Raw genomic sequence first — 20,793 nt, 5'->3', positions numbered from 1 at the left:
TATGTTTTATTGAATGAAAAACGGCTATTTATATGGTAAACTAACTACATTACGTACGTAAAAGGTGGTTATTACACATATGGATTATAATTTTACGTATTCTTTCCCAGCTGTAAGAGGAATACAAGCTGGACGTGAATATTATGTTGCTATGTGTCCTTTAAAGTTAATTCCTAAAATATTCTTATTTGATGAAGAGGAAATTCCAGCTGAATTTCGTTCACAAAGGTTGTTGAATCGTAAAAGAATTCCCGATATTACAGATTACATCTTAGAAAATCCAACTGATTATGTTTTCTCCGCTTTAACAGCATCTATAGATGGAGATATGAATTTCATTGCATTTGATGAAAAGACAAATCGAAATATTGGACAACTAATCGTGAGCATGGATTCTCGCTTTCTTATTAATGATGGCCAACATAGACGTGCTGCTATCGAAGAGGCTATTAATATTAACCCAGATTTAGGCAATGAGACGATTTCAGTAGTATTTTTTCATGATCAAGGCTTACAACGGAGTCAGCAACTTTTCTCAGACTTAAACAAGCATGCAGTCAATACCTCAAAATCAATCTCTATACTGTACGACTCTAGAGATGACTTATCGTTATTAACCAAAGAGATTATTCAAAATAACGAAATGCTGAGGAAATTAACAGACCTTGAAAGTTCATCTTTATCAAAATTTAGTCCTAAAATATTTACTTTGAGTACGATCTTTTCAACTAATAAAAGAATCTTAAATATAAAGAAAGGACAGTCATTCACAGATTTTGATCGTGAGTGCTTAATCAGATTTTGGGATTTATTGACAAAGTCTATTAAAGAGTGGGATTTAGTCTTACAAAAAAAAATGACAGCACATGATTTGAGAACTAATTATTTAACATCATATGGAATTGTTCTAGAAGCAATAGGTTTGATAGTACATGAGTTTTATTCCTTAAAGTCTGATGGTTGGCATGATACTATAAGAAAGTTGAGTACAATTGATTGGACAAGATCTAATAGACATTTATGGTTAAATCGTGCATTCAATCAAAATGGCAGAATTAATAAGAACATGAAGTCTATAAAACTTACTAAAAACCAAATTAAAAAAATGTTATCATTACCTCTTAGTGAAGAAGAGATTAAAATGGAAGAAGAATTTAATCTAGGGGAGTATTCATAAAATGGAATTGAATTATTTTTTAACAAGAAAAAAGGAAGATTTATATAATAGTGTGCAAGAGATCTATAAATCCGATTCTCGTCCTTGGGTTATTGGGTTTAGTGGTGGAAAAGATTCTACTGTAGTTGCTCAGGTTATTTTCTATTCTTTAATGGGATTAAGGAAAGATGAACTAACAAAACCAGTTTATATTATTTCTTCAGATACAATGGTAGAGAATCCAAAAATCATTACTTATATTAATGAACAATTATTAAAAATGAGATCTACCGCTAGGGAACTAGGATTACCCATTCATGTTGAAAAAGTAAAACCTGATGTCAAAAATTCTTTTTGGGTTAATTTAATTGGTAAAGGGTATCCAGCGCCTAGACAAAAATTTAGATGGTGTACGGATCGTTTAAAGATAGATCCTGCAAATAAGTTCATTTTAGAACGTGTTTCAGAATTTGGAGAAGCTGTTGTGGTTTTGGGGGTTAGGAAAGCAGAAAGTGCAACCCGTGCTCAAGTAATGAACACGCATAAAATAGAAGGAAAGACTTTGAGAAGACATACAAAATTACCGAACTCTTATGTTTATGCGCCGATTGAAGACTTCTCTTTGGATGATGTCTGGACATATTTGTTACAAGTTCCAAATCCGTGGGGTAGCAATAATAATGATCTTTTATCATTATATCAAGATAGTCAGTCAGGGGAATGTCCTCTAGTTATTGATCAATCTACTCCTTCTTGTGGAAACAGTCGCTTTGGGTGTTGGGTATGTACAGTAGTGCAAGAAGACAAATCGTTAAAGGGATTTATTGATAGTGGAGATGAGTGGTTAACCCCTCTAGTTGCATTCCGTGACTGGCTAGCCAATAACCGAGAAAATCCAGATAACCGTGAAAAGAAAAGGATGAATGGAGCCGTGTATTTAGTAGGAGATGAAGATAATAAAAGAAAAGGTTTAGGCCCATATACTCTTGAACATCGAAAGGAAATTTTAAGATATCTTTTAGAAACTGAAAAACAAATTCAAAATCCGGAAGACCCACAATATCAGTTAATAACAAAAGAAGAGTTGAAAGAGATTCGGAAAATCTGGTTCGAAAAAGGTGATTGGGAGGATACCTTGCCAAAAATATATGAGGAAGTCTATGAGAAAAAAATAGATTGGAATATTGAAGGACAAGAATTCTTCGAATCAGAGGATATTATTTTATTGAAGTCTTTATGTCAGGAGGAAGGACTTGAGTTTGAATTAGTTCAAAAGTTAATTAATTTAGAATTTGAACAATATGGTTTTAAACATAGACATGGAATTTATAAAGAAATAAATCGTATCTTAAATGAAGAATGGATTCATTTTGATAAGTTAAAAGGGGAAGACTATGCAGTTAAATAAATTAGTAATTCACAACTTTGGTATCTACTACGGAAGAAATGAATTTGATTTTCAAAATGAAGATGATAAAAACATTATCCTTATTGGTGGTGAAAATGGGTCAGGGAAAACTACTTTTCTTACGGCTGTTAAGGTAGCTTTATATGGTCCTCTTATTTTAGGATACAAATCTGTTAATGCAAGTTATATTGACTTTATCAGGGATAAATTTAATATATACTCTTTAGAGGATGGAGATAATTTTTCGAGTGTTGAAGTCGACTTTAGTTTAAGACAATACGGTGAACTCCATCAATATATAGTTAAACGACAATGGATATTACAAAAAGGGAATGTCAAAGAAACTGTGAACATTCTCAAAGGAAAAAAAAGTCTTAGTGATAAAGAAGTAGAAGACTTTCAGCACTTTTTACGAAGGCACTTACCTCCAACTCTATTTGATTTTTTCTTTTTTGATGGAGAGAAGGTACATCAATATGTCCTTGATCGAGCCTTTGAATCAAATATAAAAGATGCTTTCATGACATTATTTAATTTAGATTTGTTTGAAATTTTACAATCAGACTTATTAAAGTATTTGCGTCAGGAAAATATTTTTTCCAACTTAAGTGATGAAGAAAAACTATATACACAGGTTAAGTTAGACGTAACTAATCAAGAAAACTTTATTACATCATTAGAACAAAGAATATTAAAACTGAAAGAGCAATATAAGGAAAGTCAAATTAAATTGAGTGAATTAGAAAAAGAATTCACAAATCATGGTGGAATTGTTGCGAAAGAGCGAGAACATCTAAATAGAGATATTATAGAAATGGAACAGGAAAAAAAGCGACTTTCTGAGGAAATGAAAGAAATAATAGCAACTTTATTGCCTTTTACTATACAACGGAATTTACTACAAAAAGCTGTTACTCAGTTAAATCAAGAAGAAGAAGTACAACAATACGAGATTTTAAAAAATAAGCTTGGGGAACAGTTACTCCCCAATATATTTGAGGGACTTAGTAAATCATATAAAATAAAAAACGAAAACGATGAAATTGTATTAACTGAATTTGTAGACAAGTTTAAGATGTATTTATATGAGAAAATGAAACCGACGGGTATAAATATTAATCGTTTCACGTCAATTCATGAACTAACAGGAGAACAAAAGAAGACTATTGAGGAACTTTATCGGGAAGTTTCAACATTTAGAGGTCAAAATATAGTTGAAAAGTTTAATAAAATGAACGAGCTGGTCAATTTAATATACCAAAAACGAAAACAAATTGAACATAGCTTAAAAGATGATTCTTTAAAAGAGATTGTAAATAAAATGAATGAAGAAACAAAAGTTCTTGAACAGCTTAGATATGAAATTGAAGCTAATGAAGAAAAGCTTGTCCAAGCAAAGAAATTTTTAGACGATTTACTTTCTCAGTTACAAAAGGTAGAAAAACGTGTATATCAAGCAAAAAAAGATGAAAATATTTTTGGTTTAACTCAGAGACTAAACCTTGTTTTATCTAAGTATCAGCAACGACAAATAGAAAAGTACTTACAAAAGGTTGAAACATATTTCCTACAAATGTTTAATTCTCTAATGCGTAAAGGGCAATTTCTGAATAAATTTTATATAGATCCAAATACGTTTGAAATCTCTATGTTAAATCATAAGGATGCTCCAGTTTTTAAACATTCATTTTCAGCTGGAGAAACACAAATTTTTTTCCTTTCTCTCTTATGGGCGCTTTTAAAAGCAGCTAAAGCTGATATACCTTTTGTATTAGATACATTGTTTGGGAGACTTGACCATTCACATAAAGAAAATTTAATTAAGAAATTTTTACCATTTTCTGCGAAACAGGTTATTATCTTATCTACTGACACTGAGATAGATGAACAATATTATCAAGAGCTAAAGAGTCAAATTTCTAGAGAGTATGTTATTCACTTTAACCGTGAAACTAATGCAGTCGAGATTAGAAACGAATATTTTTTCCCTACCAAGGAGGTGAAATAGCTTGCAGTACCGTATCAAAACTTCGAAACAAACACAGGATATCCTAAAAGACTTACAATCTTCAACGAACCTAACTCCAAATATTTTGGGGAGACTGGCTATTTCGCTCTCGCTTTTATTGGATGAACCTATTGAACAGTTTGAGTCTGATACGAATGGCTTGGAGTTTAACAGAAATACACTAACGGGTAATCAAGATGTAGTATTTAAAGTATTAATTGCACAGCAGTTAGGAAGAAATATTACTGATGAAGAATATTTTCCTACACTGATCAAAAAACATTTGGATCGTGGAGCTAAGCTACTATTGAATGAATATCGGTATGCAGGGAATTATGAGAAATTTATAAAGTCTCTCGCTACTTTTGAAATGGAGATGGTTCAATGATTTACTTAGATAGTAGTGCTACAAATCCGGTTGACCCACGAGTAAAGGAGTCAATGTGGCCATTCCTGGAAGAAGAATTCGGGAATCCTTCCAGTAAATATTATACATTGGCTGAAAATGCAAAAAATGCAGTGCAAAATGCACGGGAACAAGTGGCTTTGCTCTTAAATTGCTTAGCGGATGAATTGATTTTTACTAGCTGTGCTACTGAGAGTAATAATTTTGTTTTAAAAGGTATAGCACACTATTACAGGGATCGAGGAAAGCATATTATTACAACTAAAGTAGAACATAAATCAGTTTTAGAAACATGTGAATTTCTTGAAGGTGAAGGATACGAAGTCACGTATTTAAATGTGAATGAGTATGGAAGAGTGGAAGAATCAGAATTATTAAATGCACTAAGGCAAGACACAATCTTAGTTTCTATCATATGGGGAAATAATGAAATTGGAACTATCAATCATATAGAAGAACTTGCCAAAAGTGTAAAAGGAAAAAATAAAGATATTTTCTTTCATAGTGATGCTACACAGGTTATAGGTAAAGTCAAGGTAGATCTTAACAGTGTTCCTATTGACTTTTTATCTCTTTCTGGTCATAAAATGTATGGTCCAAAAGGGATAGGTGCTTGTTTTATTAGAAAGCGAGAATTAGGGCTTCGGACGCGTATTACGCCACTATTGCATGGTGGAAGTCAAGAAGATGGATATCGATCGGGCACATTAAGTGTTCATAATATTGTAGGATTGGGAAAAGCTGCAGAGATAGCAAGAGAAGAATTTGATTCTCATGTACACCACTTAAAAGAACTTGAGAAGATTTTTCTTGATGAGTTAGAAAAGAGTATTCCTTCAGCAATCATTAATGGAGATATGAAGAAGAAAATTCCAGGTATTATAAATATTACGATTCCCGGGGTGAATAATGAACTAATTATTAGGAGTCTAAAAGATAAATTCGCAATTTCTACAGGGTCTGCATGCTCAATAAACGAGCCATCATATGTTCTCTCAGCAATCGGATTGAATAGTTTTATGATTAGAAATTCATTTAGAATATCTTTAAATAAGTTTATAGACAAAAATGACGTAAAAGAATTCATTAAAAATTTAAACATATCAGTAAGAGCATACAGTATTTAGATAATATTTAAATACTTTAGTTGCAATCCTCGTTACACCAAACATTTGTTGACTAATAACAAAATTAATCTTGTGAGGGGGGCTTATAATTTTGATATTCATATCTATATATTTGTAAAGAAATCCAAATTAGGGATTAAAAAATAAAAGATAAGACCTAAAGAGAGATGTGAAGCAGCATCTTCTTTAGGTCTTGCTTATATCAGTGCACAAATATCACTTTTCCTCAAACCCTTTATAAAGGTAACATCATTAAATGTTGGATAAAACACTCAAGAAAATCCATGTTTTTCCATTAAATAAAAAAGATAATTATCTGCACTTGATAACTCTTGAATTTCTGAAAACATTATCTTAAGCCCATGTTCTACAAATAAGAGAATATATTTTTCAAATTCATAATTATCAACTTTTCGCTGTAGTCTTTCAATAATTAAATGTTTAGCTAAGAGTAACTCGTCTCCTTTAGCTATTACAGAAATAGGGAATTCAAATTTGGATAGTTCTTTTTTTTCTTCAGTAGGAAGAGTGTTGGCTACTATTCCTTTCGAGAATGCAATTTTTAAGGCGTCTGGACGGTCACTTCTTTCCATTTCTAGTTCTGCCATAATAGTTTCTAAATAGTTATAGCCTTCTTGTGATAATTTTACACCTGCCATGTTGTCCACTCCTGTTCAAAGAAATACCCTTCATCAATTTTTGTGCATTTGTCCTCCTCGTCAAATTGCAAGATATATTCTTTTTCTATAAAAGGACAAAGTTGTTGATAGAAATCTTTTGTGATTTCTGTATCAGTTGATAAGATTACAACTTGTTCACTCAGTTTAGTGAAATAGTGATTCACTAGATTAGAGCGATGAATACTATCTAAACGAGCTAAAGGAGTATCAATGACAAATGGGAACTTTGATCCAGATACTTTAGTTAATGCCCAAATCATTGCGAGAGCGATCAGTTGTTTTTCTCCTTCTGAACGTGACATTAAATCAATAGGTTGACCAAGTTGATTAAAAATTGTTAGTGTGAATTTCTCGGGATGAAATTCTACACGTTGAAAATCATCTTTTCTAAATAATTGATTTAAAATATTTTCTATTTCAGTTTTTAGTTGACGTGCTTTTAATACTGTTACTTGATCGATAAATTCTTTAGTGACATTGTGCATCTTTTCTAACAGTGTCATTTTTTCTTCGAGTGGTCCTAACTTTGCCAAGCTTTTTTGTTTAGATTGGATATCTCGATTAAGTTCGAATTTTTTATTCCTTAAGTCATTGACTTTTGAAAAATAATTTCGTTTTTGTCCTCTTAGGTCACCTAGTTCTTGATTAAGTTCAGAAATTTCTTTATCTAATTTTGATGTATCAATTTCCTCAGGAGCATCTTCTAGTTGCTCATAATATCTTTTTAATAAGTTTTCGGTATTTTGTTTTTCGTTAATTAAAGTTTTTAAGTTTGTTGACCTTGTTTCAGGGTAATATAGTAACTTTTGTAAATCGCCTTGTGAAAGGTCATGCAATATTTCCATTTGTTCTGAAATAACATTTTGTTGAATGTCATTTATTTTTGCCCATATTTTCCTACCATGTTCTCTCAACTCGTTTTTCTGTTTATCAGTCAACATTGGAGAGGTTAATGTACTTAGTAGTTCGTTTATAAAATCTTCATATGGTGCAAATTTAGCATCTTCCCTCATTTTTGCATCGATATATCTGCGCTCATCTTTAATTCTTGTTTTTAATCTTTTGATGTAGGGAGACAAAATGAATTTTTGTAACTGGTCTGATTTTGCAGCTTTTAATCCTTTCTGAACTTCTTTTAACTTTTGCTCTTTTTCACCAATAACTTTGCTGAGATTTTGTTTAGTTAAGCTATTTTTAGCGATGAGCTGACGGCGTTCTTGTTGCTTGTTTTGTTCCTTATTGCTTAAGATTTCTATTCTATCAACAACATGCTTAAATTTATTTTCATATTCCTCTAATTCAGCAGTGACGAAGTCTAATTTTTTAAATAACTCATCCACATCTTTGTTAGTAGCTTTGGTTTTAATTTCCTTTGTTAAGTCATTGTGAATTTTATCTATATCTTTTAATAGCTGATTATATAGTTCCAGAGATACGACTTTTTGAATAGCTCGTATAGTTTCATCCTTGTCTTGTTCTCCGACTAGATCACGGATTTTTTCTGCATCAAAAATAAAAAACTGTGCAACGTCTAATGGAATACGACCATCGATAAAATCATAAAACTCTTCAGTAGATAGTTGGATTTCACGTTCCTTTTTAAGTTCTTCATCTAATTTATAGACTTTTCTAAACTCTTCATGGTGACCGTCAACAAATGTTACTTCAATAGCATAGGACCCTGTATCATCTGTAAAAGCTAGTTCAATAGCCCCTTCTTTTCCACCTTCCCGAACATGCTTGAAATTTACGGAATTACTAATGTATTCTCCATACTCTTTGTGATTTTTAAAACTACGGTGTCCAAATAGACATACATATATTGAATTTATTAAAGATGTTTTTCCGTGGCCGTTTAGCCCACCTACTAATATAATATTTTTACTATGTACGCTTGAATCCACTTTGTTTTTATCTCGAAAATAAAGAGTCTGTTTTCCATAATAAGGACGGTAATTATTGAAATGAATGTATTCAAAAATCATAATGCAGCAAGTCCCTTCTATTATTTTAAAGTCCACATATCGATAAGCTCTTTCATATCTTTAAAAATACCAGCACGTCTCCCCATATTTTTGTTGGCGTAATGTTTCTCAATTTCTAGCAGTTTATTAAAGAATTTAGGGTTTAAGTCATGCTTTCGACAAATATGTTCAATGAGTTCTTTTTCTTCTTCAGTGTGCATATCAATCACCTAACCTTAAGACAATTTCCTTTTGGAATAATATAGTATAATTGTATTATAATATAGTGGTTAGATAAATGTTAATAGGAGGAATTGTATTGGAAATATTATGTACTCCTAATACTAAGGACGTAGAAGAGTATTTAGCAGAACAATATCATAATAACAAAAAGATTCTTCACATTGTTCCTACAATGATTTTATATAAGAGGAGATCTAATTTTTATAAAGCTATATTGCGGAATCAAAACATAGTATTTTCGACAGATCAAAGAATTAGTGATAGAGAACTTTCAAAAATTTTTATTAAGCATAATATATATCTTTTTGAGTTAAATCGCTTTCTAGAATACATGGCATTTAACAGTGGTTATAAAGTATTAACAAAAAGTGAATCCGCCATTGTCTTGGAAAGAGTTATGAAACAAAATTCTGTAACAGCACATTCAACATGGTATACACTTCTGTCAGACATTCATGAAACATTTCAATCCTTTACATTGTCTGGTGTTTCCATTAAAGAATTATATAAGTGTTCCTCTAATGATTCGTGGGTGGCATTGATAGGTCTATACGATTTATATTTGCAAGAACTACAGTCTTTAAACCACTTAGATTTTGGATTAGCATGTAATCAATTATTGGAAAATGAACCTTTTTCAGACTTTGATAAAGTATACATTGACGGAGCCTTTTTACCGATACGTCCTTCTCTTCATAGACTAATTAACAAGTTGGAGGGAAGAGGGAGTGATGTTACCTTTTTTATACCAGTTGATCTTGATCAGGCTGATAATCCAGTTTTTAGAGTCTTAAGAAAGACATATGAACCTTATGCTTCAATTAAAAAATGGAAAAGTATTAAAAGTAATGTTCAACAACATAACGTTGTACAAAAATTGGCTAGAAATATTTTTAGTGACTCAAATATACAAATAGATGATCATTCGGTAGAATTTGTTGAGTTTGAAACGGTAGAAGATGAAATGAGAGCTATTGTTGCTAGGATCGCTACACTTATTAAACAGGGGTTAGTTAAGGCAAATAAGGTTGCAATTGTAACTCCAAAGGCAATGGAGATGAGACCGATGGTCAGAGAGTTAGCTGAGTTTTACAATGTTCAAGTTGAAATACCGGAACGACCACTAATTCAACTACCATTTGGAAAATTAATTTATTTTCTTTATAAAATTAATGTGGATGAAAAAATCTCGGTCTTCGGAGAAAGTGATCATTATATAGACTGTGAAATGGTTATAGATATATTGCATCTCAATCTATTACATGGTTCAGAAGGATTGACACTAACACTTGAACAGCTTAAGGGATTCTTTGAAGATTGTACAACCTTTAATCAGTGGTATAATCAGATCACTTCAATAAAAAAGGCGAAATCTAAAATAAATGAATCTTTTCAATATCATCCTTTATATTATGTTTCTGAAGAAGAGCTTAATTCTCTAGAATGTTTTATAATTAATATAGAAAACTTGTCAAAACAACTTATAAATACAGAAAGAAAGACATTTGAAGAACATCTTAATTTCTTAATAAATACACTAAAGTCAGAAAGGACATTGTCAGAGTTAGATGGGGACACCGAATGTCGTTTAAGGGATATAATTGACTCTGTAGGGAAACATCAAAATATCAAAATTGAAATACAGGAATTTGCTACTCGAATACAGACGATATTTCAAGACGATTATAAGGAAGAGCTAGTTCTTCCTTTAAATCAAGTTAAAATCACTGTTACAGGACCTAATAACGTTGAGTACCAAGAATATGATTATATTTATTTAACTAGGTTTACTCAAAAATTTTTCCCTGAAAATATTATGTATAAGTGGCCTATGAATATAGACATTGAGTATGAAATTTTGAAAAGATGTACAAAAATTGACGGAAAGAACTCTAACTTTTTATATAAATATTATTTAGACAGGTCGTTATACTATATGTTTGTGGTAATTAATGCAGCTAACAAAAAGTTAACGATTTCTTACTCAAGATTACATGAAGGTATTAATCAATCCCCTGCTCACTATTTACATGATATTGTAAAAGTATTTGGTATTGAAGAAAGTATTGATAGTGAAAAATTGGAGGAAATATTAAAAAATTCTAAACTATTGTTGAGTGCTTCTCCAAAACCAATAACTGAATTAACTTATCCCGAAAATCAAATGAACTTCTCTAAAATTAAAGAGAACAGTGTAATTACTATAGAAGACATAGCAGTTTATGAGTATTGCCCTCGACGTTTTTATTATGAGAAACAATACCCGGAAAAAAAGGCATATACAAATATCTTTCAGCTTCAAAATTATGCATCTTCTTGTTTGTATGAAGAATCGGTAAAAATTTTAGTTGGGAAGTTTCCAAAAATCTCTAAAAATAATAAGAAAGTTGTAATGATTTCAATTGGAGGAATTTTAACGGAGGCGAAAGAGAAAATACAGCCATTATTTCCACTGGGAAATAGGTACTGGGAAGATATAATCATTCGTACAAGATTTCACATAGAATCACTTATAAATAGAATTCTTAGTGTAAATGAACATAAAAATGCTGCACTTAGTTTGACGGAACAAAAGGCTGAAAAGGAGATCGGAGGGTATGTATTCTATGGTGAAAGGCAATTAAAAGTAAAATACCCTACAGTTACAAATTATTATTCGATTTCGAATCTTAAAGATTTACTATCTTTCAGTGTAAAAGGAAAAGATGAAGATGATCAGACTCATTTAAAGTATGTAAAAAATACTTATTTAGACTTGTTAAGAGGGTTTTGTTACGGAAATGATGACGTATATAGAAAGTTAACAACATATGCAGAAAAAATAAACAAGCAGCAATTTGATAAAAGGTCAGGCGGACATTGTTATTATTGTACCTTCAGGCAGGTTTGTATGGAAAAGGAGATTCATCAAGATGAAGTTAACAGATGAACAGTTAGATGTAATAAGATGTAATGATAGAAAGATTCTTGTTAAAGCTGGAGCTGGTACAGGAAAAACTGAAATATTAACACGGAGAATAATTAGGTTAATTGAGGAAGACCTGGATCTGTCTATTAAGGATATGGCCATTATCACTTTCACGAATAAGGCCACAGAAGAATTACAATCAAGACTAAAAAGGGCTTTCTACACAAGATGGAAAGAAGAAGAAGATCCTAACATTAAAAATAGGTTTCGTTACGAACTTGAGTCACTTAACTCTGCACAAATATCAACTATTCATAAATTTTGTAATTCTGTTTTGGAAACGTTAGGACCATATTACGATAAAGATGTATCTTACTCACCTGCATATAAAGTACGATCAGATCAATTAGTTAAGACAATAGATTTAACAATTGAAGAGTGGATAAAAAGTAAAATGAGCGATGGCAAAGAAATTGAACATCTGAAATTTTTACCAGTTCATCGTCTTAAGGAGATTGTCAATAATGCGTATACAATGATTCGAACTAAAGGATTTAATTTGGATGATATCGTAAAAGGAACTTTTAAGAATGCACTTCTTGAAATGGAGACTTCAAAGAAAAAATTAAAAACAGAATTAGCAGAGTTAATAAAGGCAGTTTCAATAAATCATAAGAAATTTAAATATGGTAGGTTAGATGTTGAGGATCTTTTGGAGTACTGTTCTAAAGTTCTGGAGAGAAGGCCCGACTTATGTAAAATGATTCAAATGAAATACAAGCATTTATTTATAGATGAATTTCAAGATACTTCATTGTATCAATCAGAAATAGTTAAGAAAATATGTGACGACTCCCCTGAAAGCCCTAACTTATTTGTAGTAGGGGACGTAAAGCAGTCTATTTACGAATTTAGAGGGGCTAATACAGAAGCTTATAATAAAATTGAAAAATGGATTCATCTTAATGGAACGGTATTAACGTTAACCACTAACTGGCGTTCTACCCCTGAAGTGGTTCACTATGTGAATTTTGTTTTTGATAGGATAAAAGATAATAAGAAATATCAATTCAAACGTGAGTCTTTGAAGCCTAAGGAGGAAAAGAAAAATATTGACTTAACAAAGGCCTATGAGTGGTTATTGAATGAAGAGAATGAGACTCAAGGTGAGATAATTGCAAAATATCTTAAGAATGAAATTAAACAGGGGGTACCTGCGAAAAATTTCACAATTTTAGTTAGAAAAAATTATGAACTAAATTTGTTAGCGGACTATCTTAGTAAGCACTTCATTCCTTTTACAATTCTAGATAGTGGAAATTTTTATAATCAATTAGAAATTGTTGATACTTATCGAGTATTAAAATCTATATTAAATAGAGGTGACCTTGTTTCAGTACAAGAGGCAAAATCAACTATTTTCTTTCGAAACCAGGAAGAGCTATTTGACTCTTTAATATATCAAATAAAAGAAAATAAATTAATATTTAGATTGACACCATCTCAACTTCTTGATTTTGTTTATTCAAAAACAAATATATATAATCGATGTACAAGTCAAGTCAGAGCTAATTTAAATAAACTAAAAGAAATTACAAGAAGTCTAGTCAAAAACGAAAATCTTTCTCTGTATCAATACATAAATTGGCTGTCCAGTATGATAGCAGGAAATGTAGAAGAACCTTTAGCAGATTCAGTAAGTTTTGATAGAGATGGTGTTCAGTTAATGACAATTCATAAATCAAAAGGACTGGAATTTCCGGTTGTAATCTTGCCTAATTTAGATCAATCAATTAGTGATAATTCTCTATATCCTGAGATATCTATTAATTTACCTAGGTTGTCAATGGAATTTAATTATAAAAAGTACTATGAAAATAAAACAGCTATTCAATCAACGTTTTATGATGAGACAATCGATACCACTCAGTTTAATGTGTATTCAGAAGAGTTAAGGGTCCTTTATGTTGCGTTAACTAGGGCAAAAAACAAGCTTGTTTTATGTGGTAGTAAAAAATGTAAAAAAGAAAAGATATGTTATCAAAACTGGATAAAAAAAGATTAGGTACTTGATAGGTCCCCTTATAGTAGACAGAAAAAAGAAATCTCACTAACCTTTCTACTATGGAGGGGATTTTTCTATGGGGACAAATTGAAGAACAAATGATTTAACATTTAACAATAAAGCAGTGGATATGTATAAGAAATAAGGAATAGGATACTATACCGTAGCTGAAAAATTAAGCATTCATTATTCGAAGGTTCGTTGTTAAGTAAAACACTTCGAAAATGAGGGAATGAAGGGGCTCGAAGAAAAACGGAAAAGGCAAAAGGGCCTAAGAAAGGACGTCCGCGTATTCTACCCGAAAATCCAGTAGGGAAGATTAAGCGTCTTGAAGCAGAAGTATCCTTAGTGGATACTATAAGTGGTTAAGCGACAGAAAAACATCAAAGAATCAGTTGGAGGACGAACAACTAAAGAATAAAATCTTGGAATGACATCAAAAAGTAAGAGGAATATATAGGTATCCTAGAATAAAAGTTTGGGTATTTAATTTTTAATAAGAAATACTCTATGTATCCGTGATAAAAGACCTTTACAACAATAAAATTGTGGCATATTACATAAGTGTAAGAAACGTTCTAAAGCTGGTTATGGATAAGGTGAAAAAGGTAATAAAAAAAACGGAATGTATATGGAGTCTTCCTACACCGTGATCAAGGGTTCCAGTATACATCCCGTCAATAATAGGCAATTGTTTAAATAGTGCGATTATGGATAACTTTCCCATCTGCTATAAGGCGGAGTGCTTTAATCTATACACTTTCCGTACAGTCGAAGAAGTAAAAAATGACGTTAAAAAATATATAGGATTTTATAAACATCTACAATTCTAAGAAAAGTTAAAAAAACCTAATCCCTTACCATTATGGGACTCAGGTTGCATAAATATTCTTTTTTATTCCTGTCTACTTGACAGGAGTCATTTCAACCCCCTATTCTAATTTTTAATGATTAATTAAATCATTGCTTGATAGGGTAACAAAATGACAATCTTTAGATTTATTTAAAAGTGGAAAAACTATATTATCTAATACATCGTTTTGTATATTGTTGAAATCAATCATAAACACTTTTTTTGTATTAACATTAATTTGTGTAAGCTTTTCATAAGGATATAAGCGTATTCTGTTCTTTGAATCTTTGTTATGTGAAGTAGATAAATTCTTACTAGATAATAGTTCAATTAGTAGATCTAAATATTTTTTTGAACTAGGAATTGATGGCCTTCTAGGGTTATAGACAATGATAATATCTTCTAATGATTTTTGATAGAAATTAATATAATGTGCAATAGAATCAGTAACATAAATTAGTTCATCCACATAATTGTTAAAAGACTTTATGACGAAGTCATTTAAAACCTCCTTTGGGTTGTTTTTATAAGTATTACTAGTTTGTTCTGTATAATATTGAAATGAAGGATATAAGGAAAAGATAACATCCCCAAGTTCTTTTTCAGATAAAGGTTTAGGAGGAAACAATCTATTAAAACTTGACAATAATTTCTCAATAAATGAATCCATATTAACTGAATCTTCTTTACTTAATAGGATTTTTTCAGGAATTAAAGATTGAATATTTAACAACAATAAGTCTTTTGAACTTAAATTTGGAAAGCAGCATAAACAAGATATAGGGAATTTTAATCTCCCTTTAAATTTACCTTCTTTGATTCTAAGCGATTCATTTTTAGCTAGTAAGTTATAGGTTTCGTTTCGATAATGTGTTACTTGCTGTAAAGGAGATTTAACAGTTTTTGTATAACCTTGCCAGTTAAGTTTCCATGTAAAAGGATTAGTACTTTGAATAGTTGATTTAGTATAATCTTTTATTTCAATAACTGTCAGACCGTACCTAGGATGAAATAAGATAAAGTCTGGATTTAATCCGTTTATATTTGGTTCATAAAAGACATGCCATACATCAGGTAAATTTAATAATATTTTTAAAAATATATGTTTTTCTCCGTTTGTGTTGAAATTTGGATTTTCGGGATAAATTATTGCCATCATAAAACACCAACTTTTTGATTTATTTAACATTCTTAAAGAGATTATTTTTTATAATAACATAATCTTCAATGAATACTGCACTAAAAGTTATCATAGTAAAAACAGAATGTCTAAACCATTTCCATTGTCGATCGTGATGAAAAATACATCGGTTATTTTCAAAGAGATTGTTGAACACTTAAAAAGCTAACTGCATCAACTCTCATTCCGTGAGATTATCCGAGTTAATACGATATAATAAAAACAAACACCCCTACATAGAAAAGAGGTTCATAATGAGCAACCAAGTGGAGATGAAAAATTGGAAGCAGTTAGTGCGCTTGTTACGCTCTCTCAATCCGCCAAAGCGGTTGTTTGGTGTGGCGTTGGTTTTAAGTTTGATTACGACGTTGGCGAGTTTGGCCATTCCGCTTTTGGCGAGTCGTTTTATTGATGAGTTTTCGTTGGAAGCATTAAATGCGACGTTGATTAGTTGGATTGTTGTGGCGTTTTTGCTTCAGGCAGTTGCTGGTGGAGTTTCGGTTTATTTGTTAGCGAAGGTCGGCCAGCATTTTATTGCGTCGCTTCGAGAGAAGTTGTGGAAGAAGTTGCTTGTGTTGCCGGTTTCGTATTATGACGAGCATGAGACGGGCGATTCGGTGAGTCGGATGACGAATGATACGGCGATTGTGAAAAATTTGATTACCGAACATTTGACTGGATTTATTACGGGGATTATTTCAGTTATCGGTGCGATTATCGTGTTGTTTTATTTAGATTGGCCGTTGACGCTCGTGATGTTTTCCATAATTCCGTTATCGTTATTGATTTTGTTGCCGATTGGTCGAAAGATGGCGTCTATTTCCCGAGGGCTACAAGGGGAAACAGCTTCTTTTTCCGCCAATTTAACACGAGTTCTGTCGGAGATTCGTTTAGTGAAAGCTTCGAATGCTGAAGGTGTGGAATGGAGGAAAGGGAAGGATGGAATTCAGCGATTATACAAGTATGGGTTAAAAGAAGGTGTCATTCAAGCGATTCTTTCCCCTCTTGTTTCTTCACTTATTATTGTAGTGCTCGTTCTCATCATTGGGTTTGGTGGGATTCGGGTGACGTCGGGCGCGATGACGGCTGGTGAACTCGTCGCCTTTTTCATCTACCTGTTTCAAATTATTATGCCGATTACGCAAATTGTCGTGTTCTTCACCCAGTTTCAAAAGACGATTGGCGCGACGGAGAAAATCTTGTCCATTCTTGAATTAGAAGAGGAGCAACTTGATCACGGTAAGGAGGCAACGATTGAAGGTGCTGATATTCAGTTTCAACACGTGACGTTTGCTTACGGTGAGGAAAAGGTCTTAAAGGATGTTTCGTTTTCAGCTGAAAGTGGAAAAGTGACCGCCATTATTGGACCAAGCGGAAGCGGGAAGACGACGATGTTCTCGCTGATTGAGCGGTTTTATCATCCGTCAGCTGGACAAATTGTATTAGGGAATCATCCGATATCTGTGTATTCGTTAGCCTCGTGGCGTAAAAAAATCGGATACGTGTCACAGGATAGCCCAATTTACGCTGGTACGATCTTCGATAATATTACATACGGTCTCGAACGCAGCGTATCGATGGAAGAAGTGGAGGAAGCGGCGAAGATGGCGTTTGCTCATCCGTTTATATCCGAGCTTCCAAATGGCTACGATACCGAAGTAGGAGAGCGTGGAATTAAATTATCTGGCGGACAACGGCAGCGCATTGCGATTGCTCGAGCCATTTTACGTCAGCCTGAACTCTTATTATTAGACGAAGCGACCTCCAACTTAGATAGCCAGTCTGAAACGCTTGTCCAACAAGCGTTAAAAGAGCTGATGAAAGGTCGAACAACTCTTGTCATCGCGCATCGTCTTTCAACCATCATTGATGCGGATAACATCGTCTTTTTAGAAAAAGGAAAGGTGACCGGTATTGGAACGCACGCGCAATTAATGGATGAACATCCATTGTACCGTGACTTTGTTCAGCAGCAATTAATGCTTCAAAAGTAGTTTAGGAAAAATGTGCTTCACTCCAAATTGATGGAAGTGGGCACATTTTTCGTTTGTAAAAAGGAGTTTGCGACCTTGCCGAATGGTGTGCGTAATAGAGGTGGTTTGGCTCGCATAACCGTCCTACGAGAAGTAAGCTTATCAAGACCAAAAGCGCTTAAAGTCAGGTGACAATATGTATCCATTCAATCCTATTGAATGAATACGGCCAAGAAACAACATTTTCGAATATAATTATTTACTTATATAAGCATTCCGTTATATAATGTTCGAGGAGTGAGAAGGAGGGGTTTTGGAATGCTCGAGATGGAGAAAGCAGCTGTACTATTAAAACTACTAGGTGATAAAACAAGATTATCTATGCTTAAGCTAATTGAACATAGTGAGTGCTGTGTTTGCGAGTTTGTGGAAATTTTTCAAATGAGTCAGCCGGCCGTTAGTCAGCATTTGCGTAAATTAAAGGATGCTGGCTTGATTAAGGAAAATCGAAAAAGAAACTGGGTTTTTTATTCCTTGAATGAGGAGTATGAGTATTATTCGTTTATTCAAACGATCTTACAACAGCTCCCAGATCAAAGAGAGCATATTATTCGCTTAGAGGAACAAGGTATGCGAATTATATGTGATTAGAAGGAGGATGTTCATTGACTTCGTTAGTTTTAGCATCACTGATCTTCCTTGTCACACTCGTCTTTGTTATATGGCAACCGAAGAACTTGTCAATTGGTTGGTCTGCATCAGCAGGAGCTATCCTAGCCTTACTTGTTGGTGTGGTAGACTTTCAAGATGTCATTGAGGTGACAGGAATTGTTTGGAATGCTACGTTAACTTTTATTGCCGTCATTATTATTTCATTAATCTTAGATGAAATCGGCTTCTTTGAGTGGTCTGCGTTACATATGGCGCGCGCTGCAAAAGGGAATGGGCTTCACATGTTTATTTATGTGACACTACTTGGAGCGGTCGTTGCAGCATTTTTTGCCAACGATGGAGCAGCCCTGATTTTAACGCCGATTGTACTTGCGATGGTTCGAGCGTTAAAGTTCGATGAAAGAAATGTATTCCCGTTTATCATCGCAAGTGGTTTTATTGCGGATACGACATCACTTCCACTTGTCGTGAGTAACCTTGTGAATATCGTTTCCGCAGACTTTTTCGGCATTGGCTTTGCTGAGTATGCTTCGCGCATGATTGTGCCGAACCTTTTTTCTCTCGCTAGTAGTATTTTAGTTCTGTACTTGTTTTTCCGAAAGGCGATTCCGACTTCTTATTCACTAGAGGATGTGAAGGAACCGAAATCAGCCATTAAAGATGAGACGATGTTCCGCTTATCATGGTTAGTATTAGCGGTGTTATTAGTCGGATACTTCGTCGGCGAAGCGATTCAAGTTCCCGTTTCGATTATTGCGAGTATTGTCGCCCTCTTCTTCTTATTAATGGCGCGTCGAAGCTCCGTTGTCCATACGAAGCAAGTCGTGAAAAATGCACCGTGGGCTATCGTATTTTTCTCAATCGGGATGTACGTTGTCGTATATGGATTGCGAAATGTTGGGTTAACGGATGTGTTAGCGACTGTAATTCAACTTTCTACTGAGCAAGGGTTATATGTTGCAACGTTAACGATGGGTGGATTGGCGGCATTCTTGTCTTCCATTATGAACAATATGCCGACTGTCATGATTGACGCGTTAGCGATTGAAGCAACGAATGCAACAGGCACGATGAAAGAAGCGTTAATTTATGCGAATGTCATCGGGTCTGATTTAGGGCCAAAAATTACCCCAATCGGTTCATTAGCAACCCTTTTATGGCTACACGTTTTATCCTTAAAAGGTGTGAAAATCTCTTGGGGAACGTATTTCAAAACAGGGATTGTCTTAACGATTCCAACACTGTTCCTGACTTTAACAGGTCTTTATATTTGGTTAATGATTATTTCATAATACATTTTAGGAGATGACAATCATGATGAAAAAAACAATCTACTTCTTATGCACAGGAAACTCTTGCCGTAGCCAAATGGCAGAAGGTTGGGCGAAAAAGTACTTAGCAGACAAATGGAATGTGTACAGTGCAGGTATTGAAGCACACGGAGTAAATCCGAAAGCTGTAGAAGCGATGAAAGAGGTTGGCGTAGATATTTCAAATCAGACATCTGATACAATTGACCAAGAAATTTTAGCAAACGCTGATTTAGTTGTTACGCTTTGCGGTCACGCGGCAGATGTTTGCCCAACAACACCTCCAACGGTTAAACGTGTTCACTGGGGCTTTGATGATCCAGCGAAAGCAACTGGAACAGATGAGGAAGTTTGGGCATTTTTCCAACGTGTTCGTGATGAAATCGGTGAACGCATTAAGCGCTTTGCTGAAACAGGTGAATAATAAAATTGAGGACTCTGACCTTATTTGGTCGGAGTCTTTTTGTGTATTTATGGTTTGTATTACATATTGTGGGAGGATAAAATAATGGTAAGGCGGGAGGGAAATTTATGCGAAGAATAATAAAAGATTTGATGATTATAAATGTATTTATAGGATCCTTAATGATTTGTCATGCTTATGCTTTCTTTGGACTTGTTGAGGCATACCAATTTCTCATTGCATCTCTCTTTACCGCATGGTTATTGTTATATGCTAACGACTTAATGGAAAATGAAAAAGCAGATGGACCTGAAGTGACCCCTGTCAAGTAGACAGGAATAAAAAAGCACATTTAAGCAACCTGAGTCCTATATTCATAAGGACTCAGGTTGTTTAATTTTTTTTGAAACCGTTGGTGGTTATAAAAACGGATATAT

At 33.3% G+C, this 20,793-nt stretch carries 18 protein-coding genes; 13 read left to right on the top strand and 5 right to left on the bottom strand.

The window, feature by feature from the left end; genetic code table 11:
* The first annotated feature begins 79 nt into the window (after window positions 1–79).
* From dndB to ML543_RS11130, 5 genes are read left to right on the top strand one after another with little or no spacing between them, the layout of a single operon-like run.
* On the top strand, window positions 80–1,177 hold the full coding sequence (gene dndB, locus ML543_RS11150; protein ID WP_243387445.1) for a DNA sulfur modification protein DndB: 1,098 nt from the start codon (window positions 80–82) through the stop codon (window positions 1,175–1,177).
* 1 nt (window position 1,178) lies between these two features.
* Window positions 1,179–2,564 carry a DNA phosphorothioation system sulfurtransferase DndC gene (gene dndC / locus ML543_RS11145; protein WP_243387444.1) on the top strand — a complete coding sequence of 462 codons (1,386 nt, stop codon included), beginning with the start codon at window positions 1,179–1,181 and terminating at the stop codon, window positions 2,562–2,564.
* A complete protein-coding gene (dndD, locus tag ML543_RS11140; RefSeq protein ID WP_243387443.1) occupies window positions 2,551–4,572 on the top strand; it encodes a DNA sulfur modification protein DndD in 2,022 nt (673 codons plus the stop codon). Before dndC ends, dndD (ML543_RS11140) begins: the two co-directional genes overlap by 14 nt.
* A gap of 1 nt (window position 4,573) precedes the next feature.
* Entirely contained in the window at window positions 4,574–4,960 is a 387-nt protein-coding gene (locus tag ML543_RS11135) for a DndE family protein (protein ID WP_243387442.1), read from the top strand.
* Window positions 4,957–6,105, top strand: a complete 1,149-nt coding sequence (locus ML543_RS11130) for a cysteine desulfurase family protein (RefSeq protein ID WP_243387441.1) — start codon at window positions 4,957–4,959, stop codon at window positions 6,103–6,105. The genes ML543_RS11135 and ML543_RS11130 overlap by 4 nt, the downstream gene beginning before the upstream one ends.
* A gap of 272 nt (window positions 6,106–6,377) precedes the next feature.
* Here the strand turns inward: ML543_RS11130 and ML543_RS11125 are convergent, their stop codons facing one another.
* Genes ML543_RS11125 through ML543_RS11115 form a run of 3 tightly spaced genes read right to left on the bottom strand, consistent with a single transcriptional unit; the run spans window position 6,378 to window position 8,970 of the window.
* Entirely contained in the window at window positions 6,378–6,764 is a 387-nt protein-coding gene (locus ML543_RS11125; protein WP_243387440.1) for a hypothetical protein, read from the bottom strand.
* A complete protein-coding gene (gene dndD / locus ML543_RS11120; RefSeq protein WP_243387439.1) occupies window positions 6,752–8,770 on the bottom strand; it encodes a DNA sulfur modification protein DndD in 2,019 nt (672 codons plus the stop codon). The genes ML543_RS11125 and dndD (ML543_RS11120) overlap by 13 nt, the downstream gene beginning before the upstream one ends.
* 20 nt (window positions 8,771–8,790) lie before the next feature.
* The gene (locus tag ML543_RS11115; RefSeq protein WP_243387438.1) at window positions 8,791–8,970 is read right to left on the bottom strand and encodes a DNA modification system-associated small protein; all 180 of its coding nucleotides are present in this window, start codon (window positions 8,968–8,970) and stop codon (window positions 8,791–8,793) included.
* Between the two features lie 98 nt (window positions 8,971–9,068).
* Here ML543_RS11115 and ML543_RS11110 point away from each other — a divergent pair, with 98 nt between their 5' ends.
* The 3 genes from ML543_RS11110 to ML543_RS17260 all read left to right on the top strand — a co-directional run bounded on the left by ML543_RS11110 (window position 9,069) and on the right by ML543_RS17260 (window position 14,798).
* Window positions 9,069–11,921, top strand: a complete 2,853-nt coding sequence (locus tag ML543_RS11110) for a hypothetical protein (protein ID WP_243387437.1) — start codon at window positions 9,069–9,071, stop codon at window positions 11,919–11,921.
* Entirely contained in the window at window positions 11,905–13,965 is a 2,061-nt protein-coding gene (locus tag ML543_RS17265) for a UvrD-helicase domain-containing protein (RefSeq protein ID WP_243387436.1), read from the top strand. The genes ML543_RS11110 and ML543_RS17265 overlap by 17 nt, the downstream gene beginning before the upstream one ends.
* Window positions 13,966–14,675: 710 nt before the next feature.
* The gene (locus tag ML543_RS17260; RefSeq protein WP_472924425.1) at window positions 14,676–14,798 is read left to right on the top strand and encodes an IS3 family transposase; all 123 of its coding nucleotides are present in this window, start codon (window positions 14,676–14,678) and stop codon (window positions 14,796–14,798) included.
* A 111-nt stretch (window positions 14,799–14,909) separates the two neighbouring features.
* Here the strand turns inward: ML543_RS17260 and ML543_RS11100 are convergent, their stop codons facing one another.
* Complete coding sequence (locus ML543_RS11100) at window positions 14,910–15,977, bottom strand: nuclease-related domain-containing protein (protein ID WP_243387435.1); 1,068 nt, start codon at window positions 15,975–15,977, stop codon at window positions 14,910–14,912.
* A 275-nt stretch (window positions 15,978–16,252) separates the two neighbouring features.
* Here ML543_RS11100 and ML543_RS11095 point away from each other — a divergent pair, with 275 nt between their 5' ends.
* From ML543_RS11095 to ML543_RS11075, 5 genes are all read left to right on the top strand, one after another.
* Entirely contained in the window at window positions 16,253–17,992 is a 1,740-nt protein-coding gene (locus tag ML543_RS11095; RefSeq protein ID WP_243387434.1) for an ABC transporter ATP-binding protein, read from the top strand.
* Between the two features lie 297 nt (window positions 17,993–18,289).
* Window positions 18,290–18,622, top strand: a complete 333-nt coding sequence (locus ML543_RS11090; RefSeq protein WP_243387433.1) for an ArsR/SmtB family transcription factor — start codon at window positions 18,290–18,292, stop codon at window positions 18,620–18,622.
* Window positions 18,623–18,636: 14 nt separating this feature from the next.
* Window positions 18,637–19,935: an arsenic transporter gene (locus tag ML543_RS11085; RefSeq protein WP_243387432.1), complete on the top strand. Its 1,299-nt coding sequence runs from the start codon at window positions 18,637–18,639 to the stop codon at window positions 19,933–19,935.
* A 22-nt stretch (window positions 19,936–19,957) separates the two neighbouring features.
* Complete coding sequence (gene arsC / locus ML543_RS11080; protein WP_243387431.1) at window positions 19,958–20,377, top strand: arsenate reductase (thioredoxin); 420 nt, start codon at window positions 19,958–19,960, stop codon at window positions 20,375–20,377.
* A 107-nt stretch (window positions 20,378–20,484) separates the two neighbouring features.
* Window positions 20,485–20,688 carry a hypothetical protein gene (locus ML543_RS11075; RefSeq protein ID WP_243387430.1) on the top strand — a complete coding sequence of 68 codons (204 nt, stop codon included), beginning with the start codon at window positions 20,485–20,487 and terminating at the stop codon, window positions 20,686–20,688.
* Window positions 20,689–20,708: 20 nt separating this feature from the next.
* On the opposite strand, the gene ML543_RS17170 is transcribed toward ML543_RS11075, so the two are convergent.
* Window positions 20,709–20,789, bottom strand: a complete 81-nt coding sequence (locus tag ML543_RS17170) for an IS3 family transposase (protein WP_419095365.1) — start codon at window positions 20,787–20,789, stop codon at window positions 20,709–20,711.
* Window positions 20,790–20,793 lie beyond the last annotated feature (4 nt).

Source organism: Bacillus kexueae, assembly GCF_022809095.1.
GTDB lineage: Bacteria > Bacillota > Bacilli > Bacillales > Aeribacillaceae > Bacillus_BZ > Bacillus_BZ kexueae.
The sequence above is the reverse complement of the archived record's forward strand: the minus strand, read 5'-3'. Positions and strand labels throughout refer to the sequence as shown.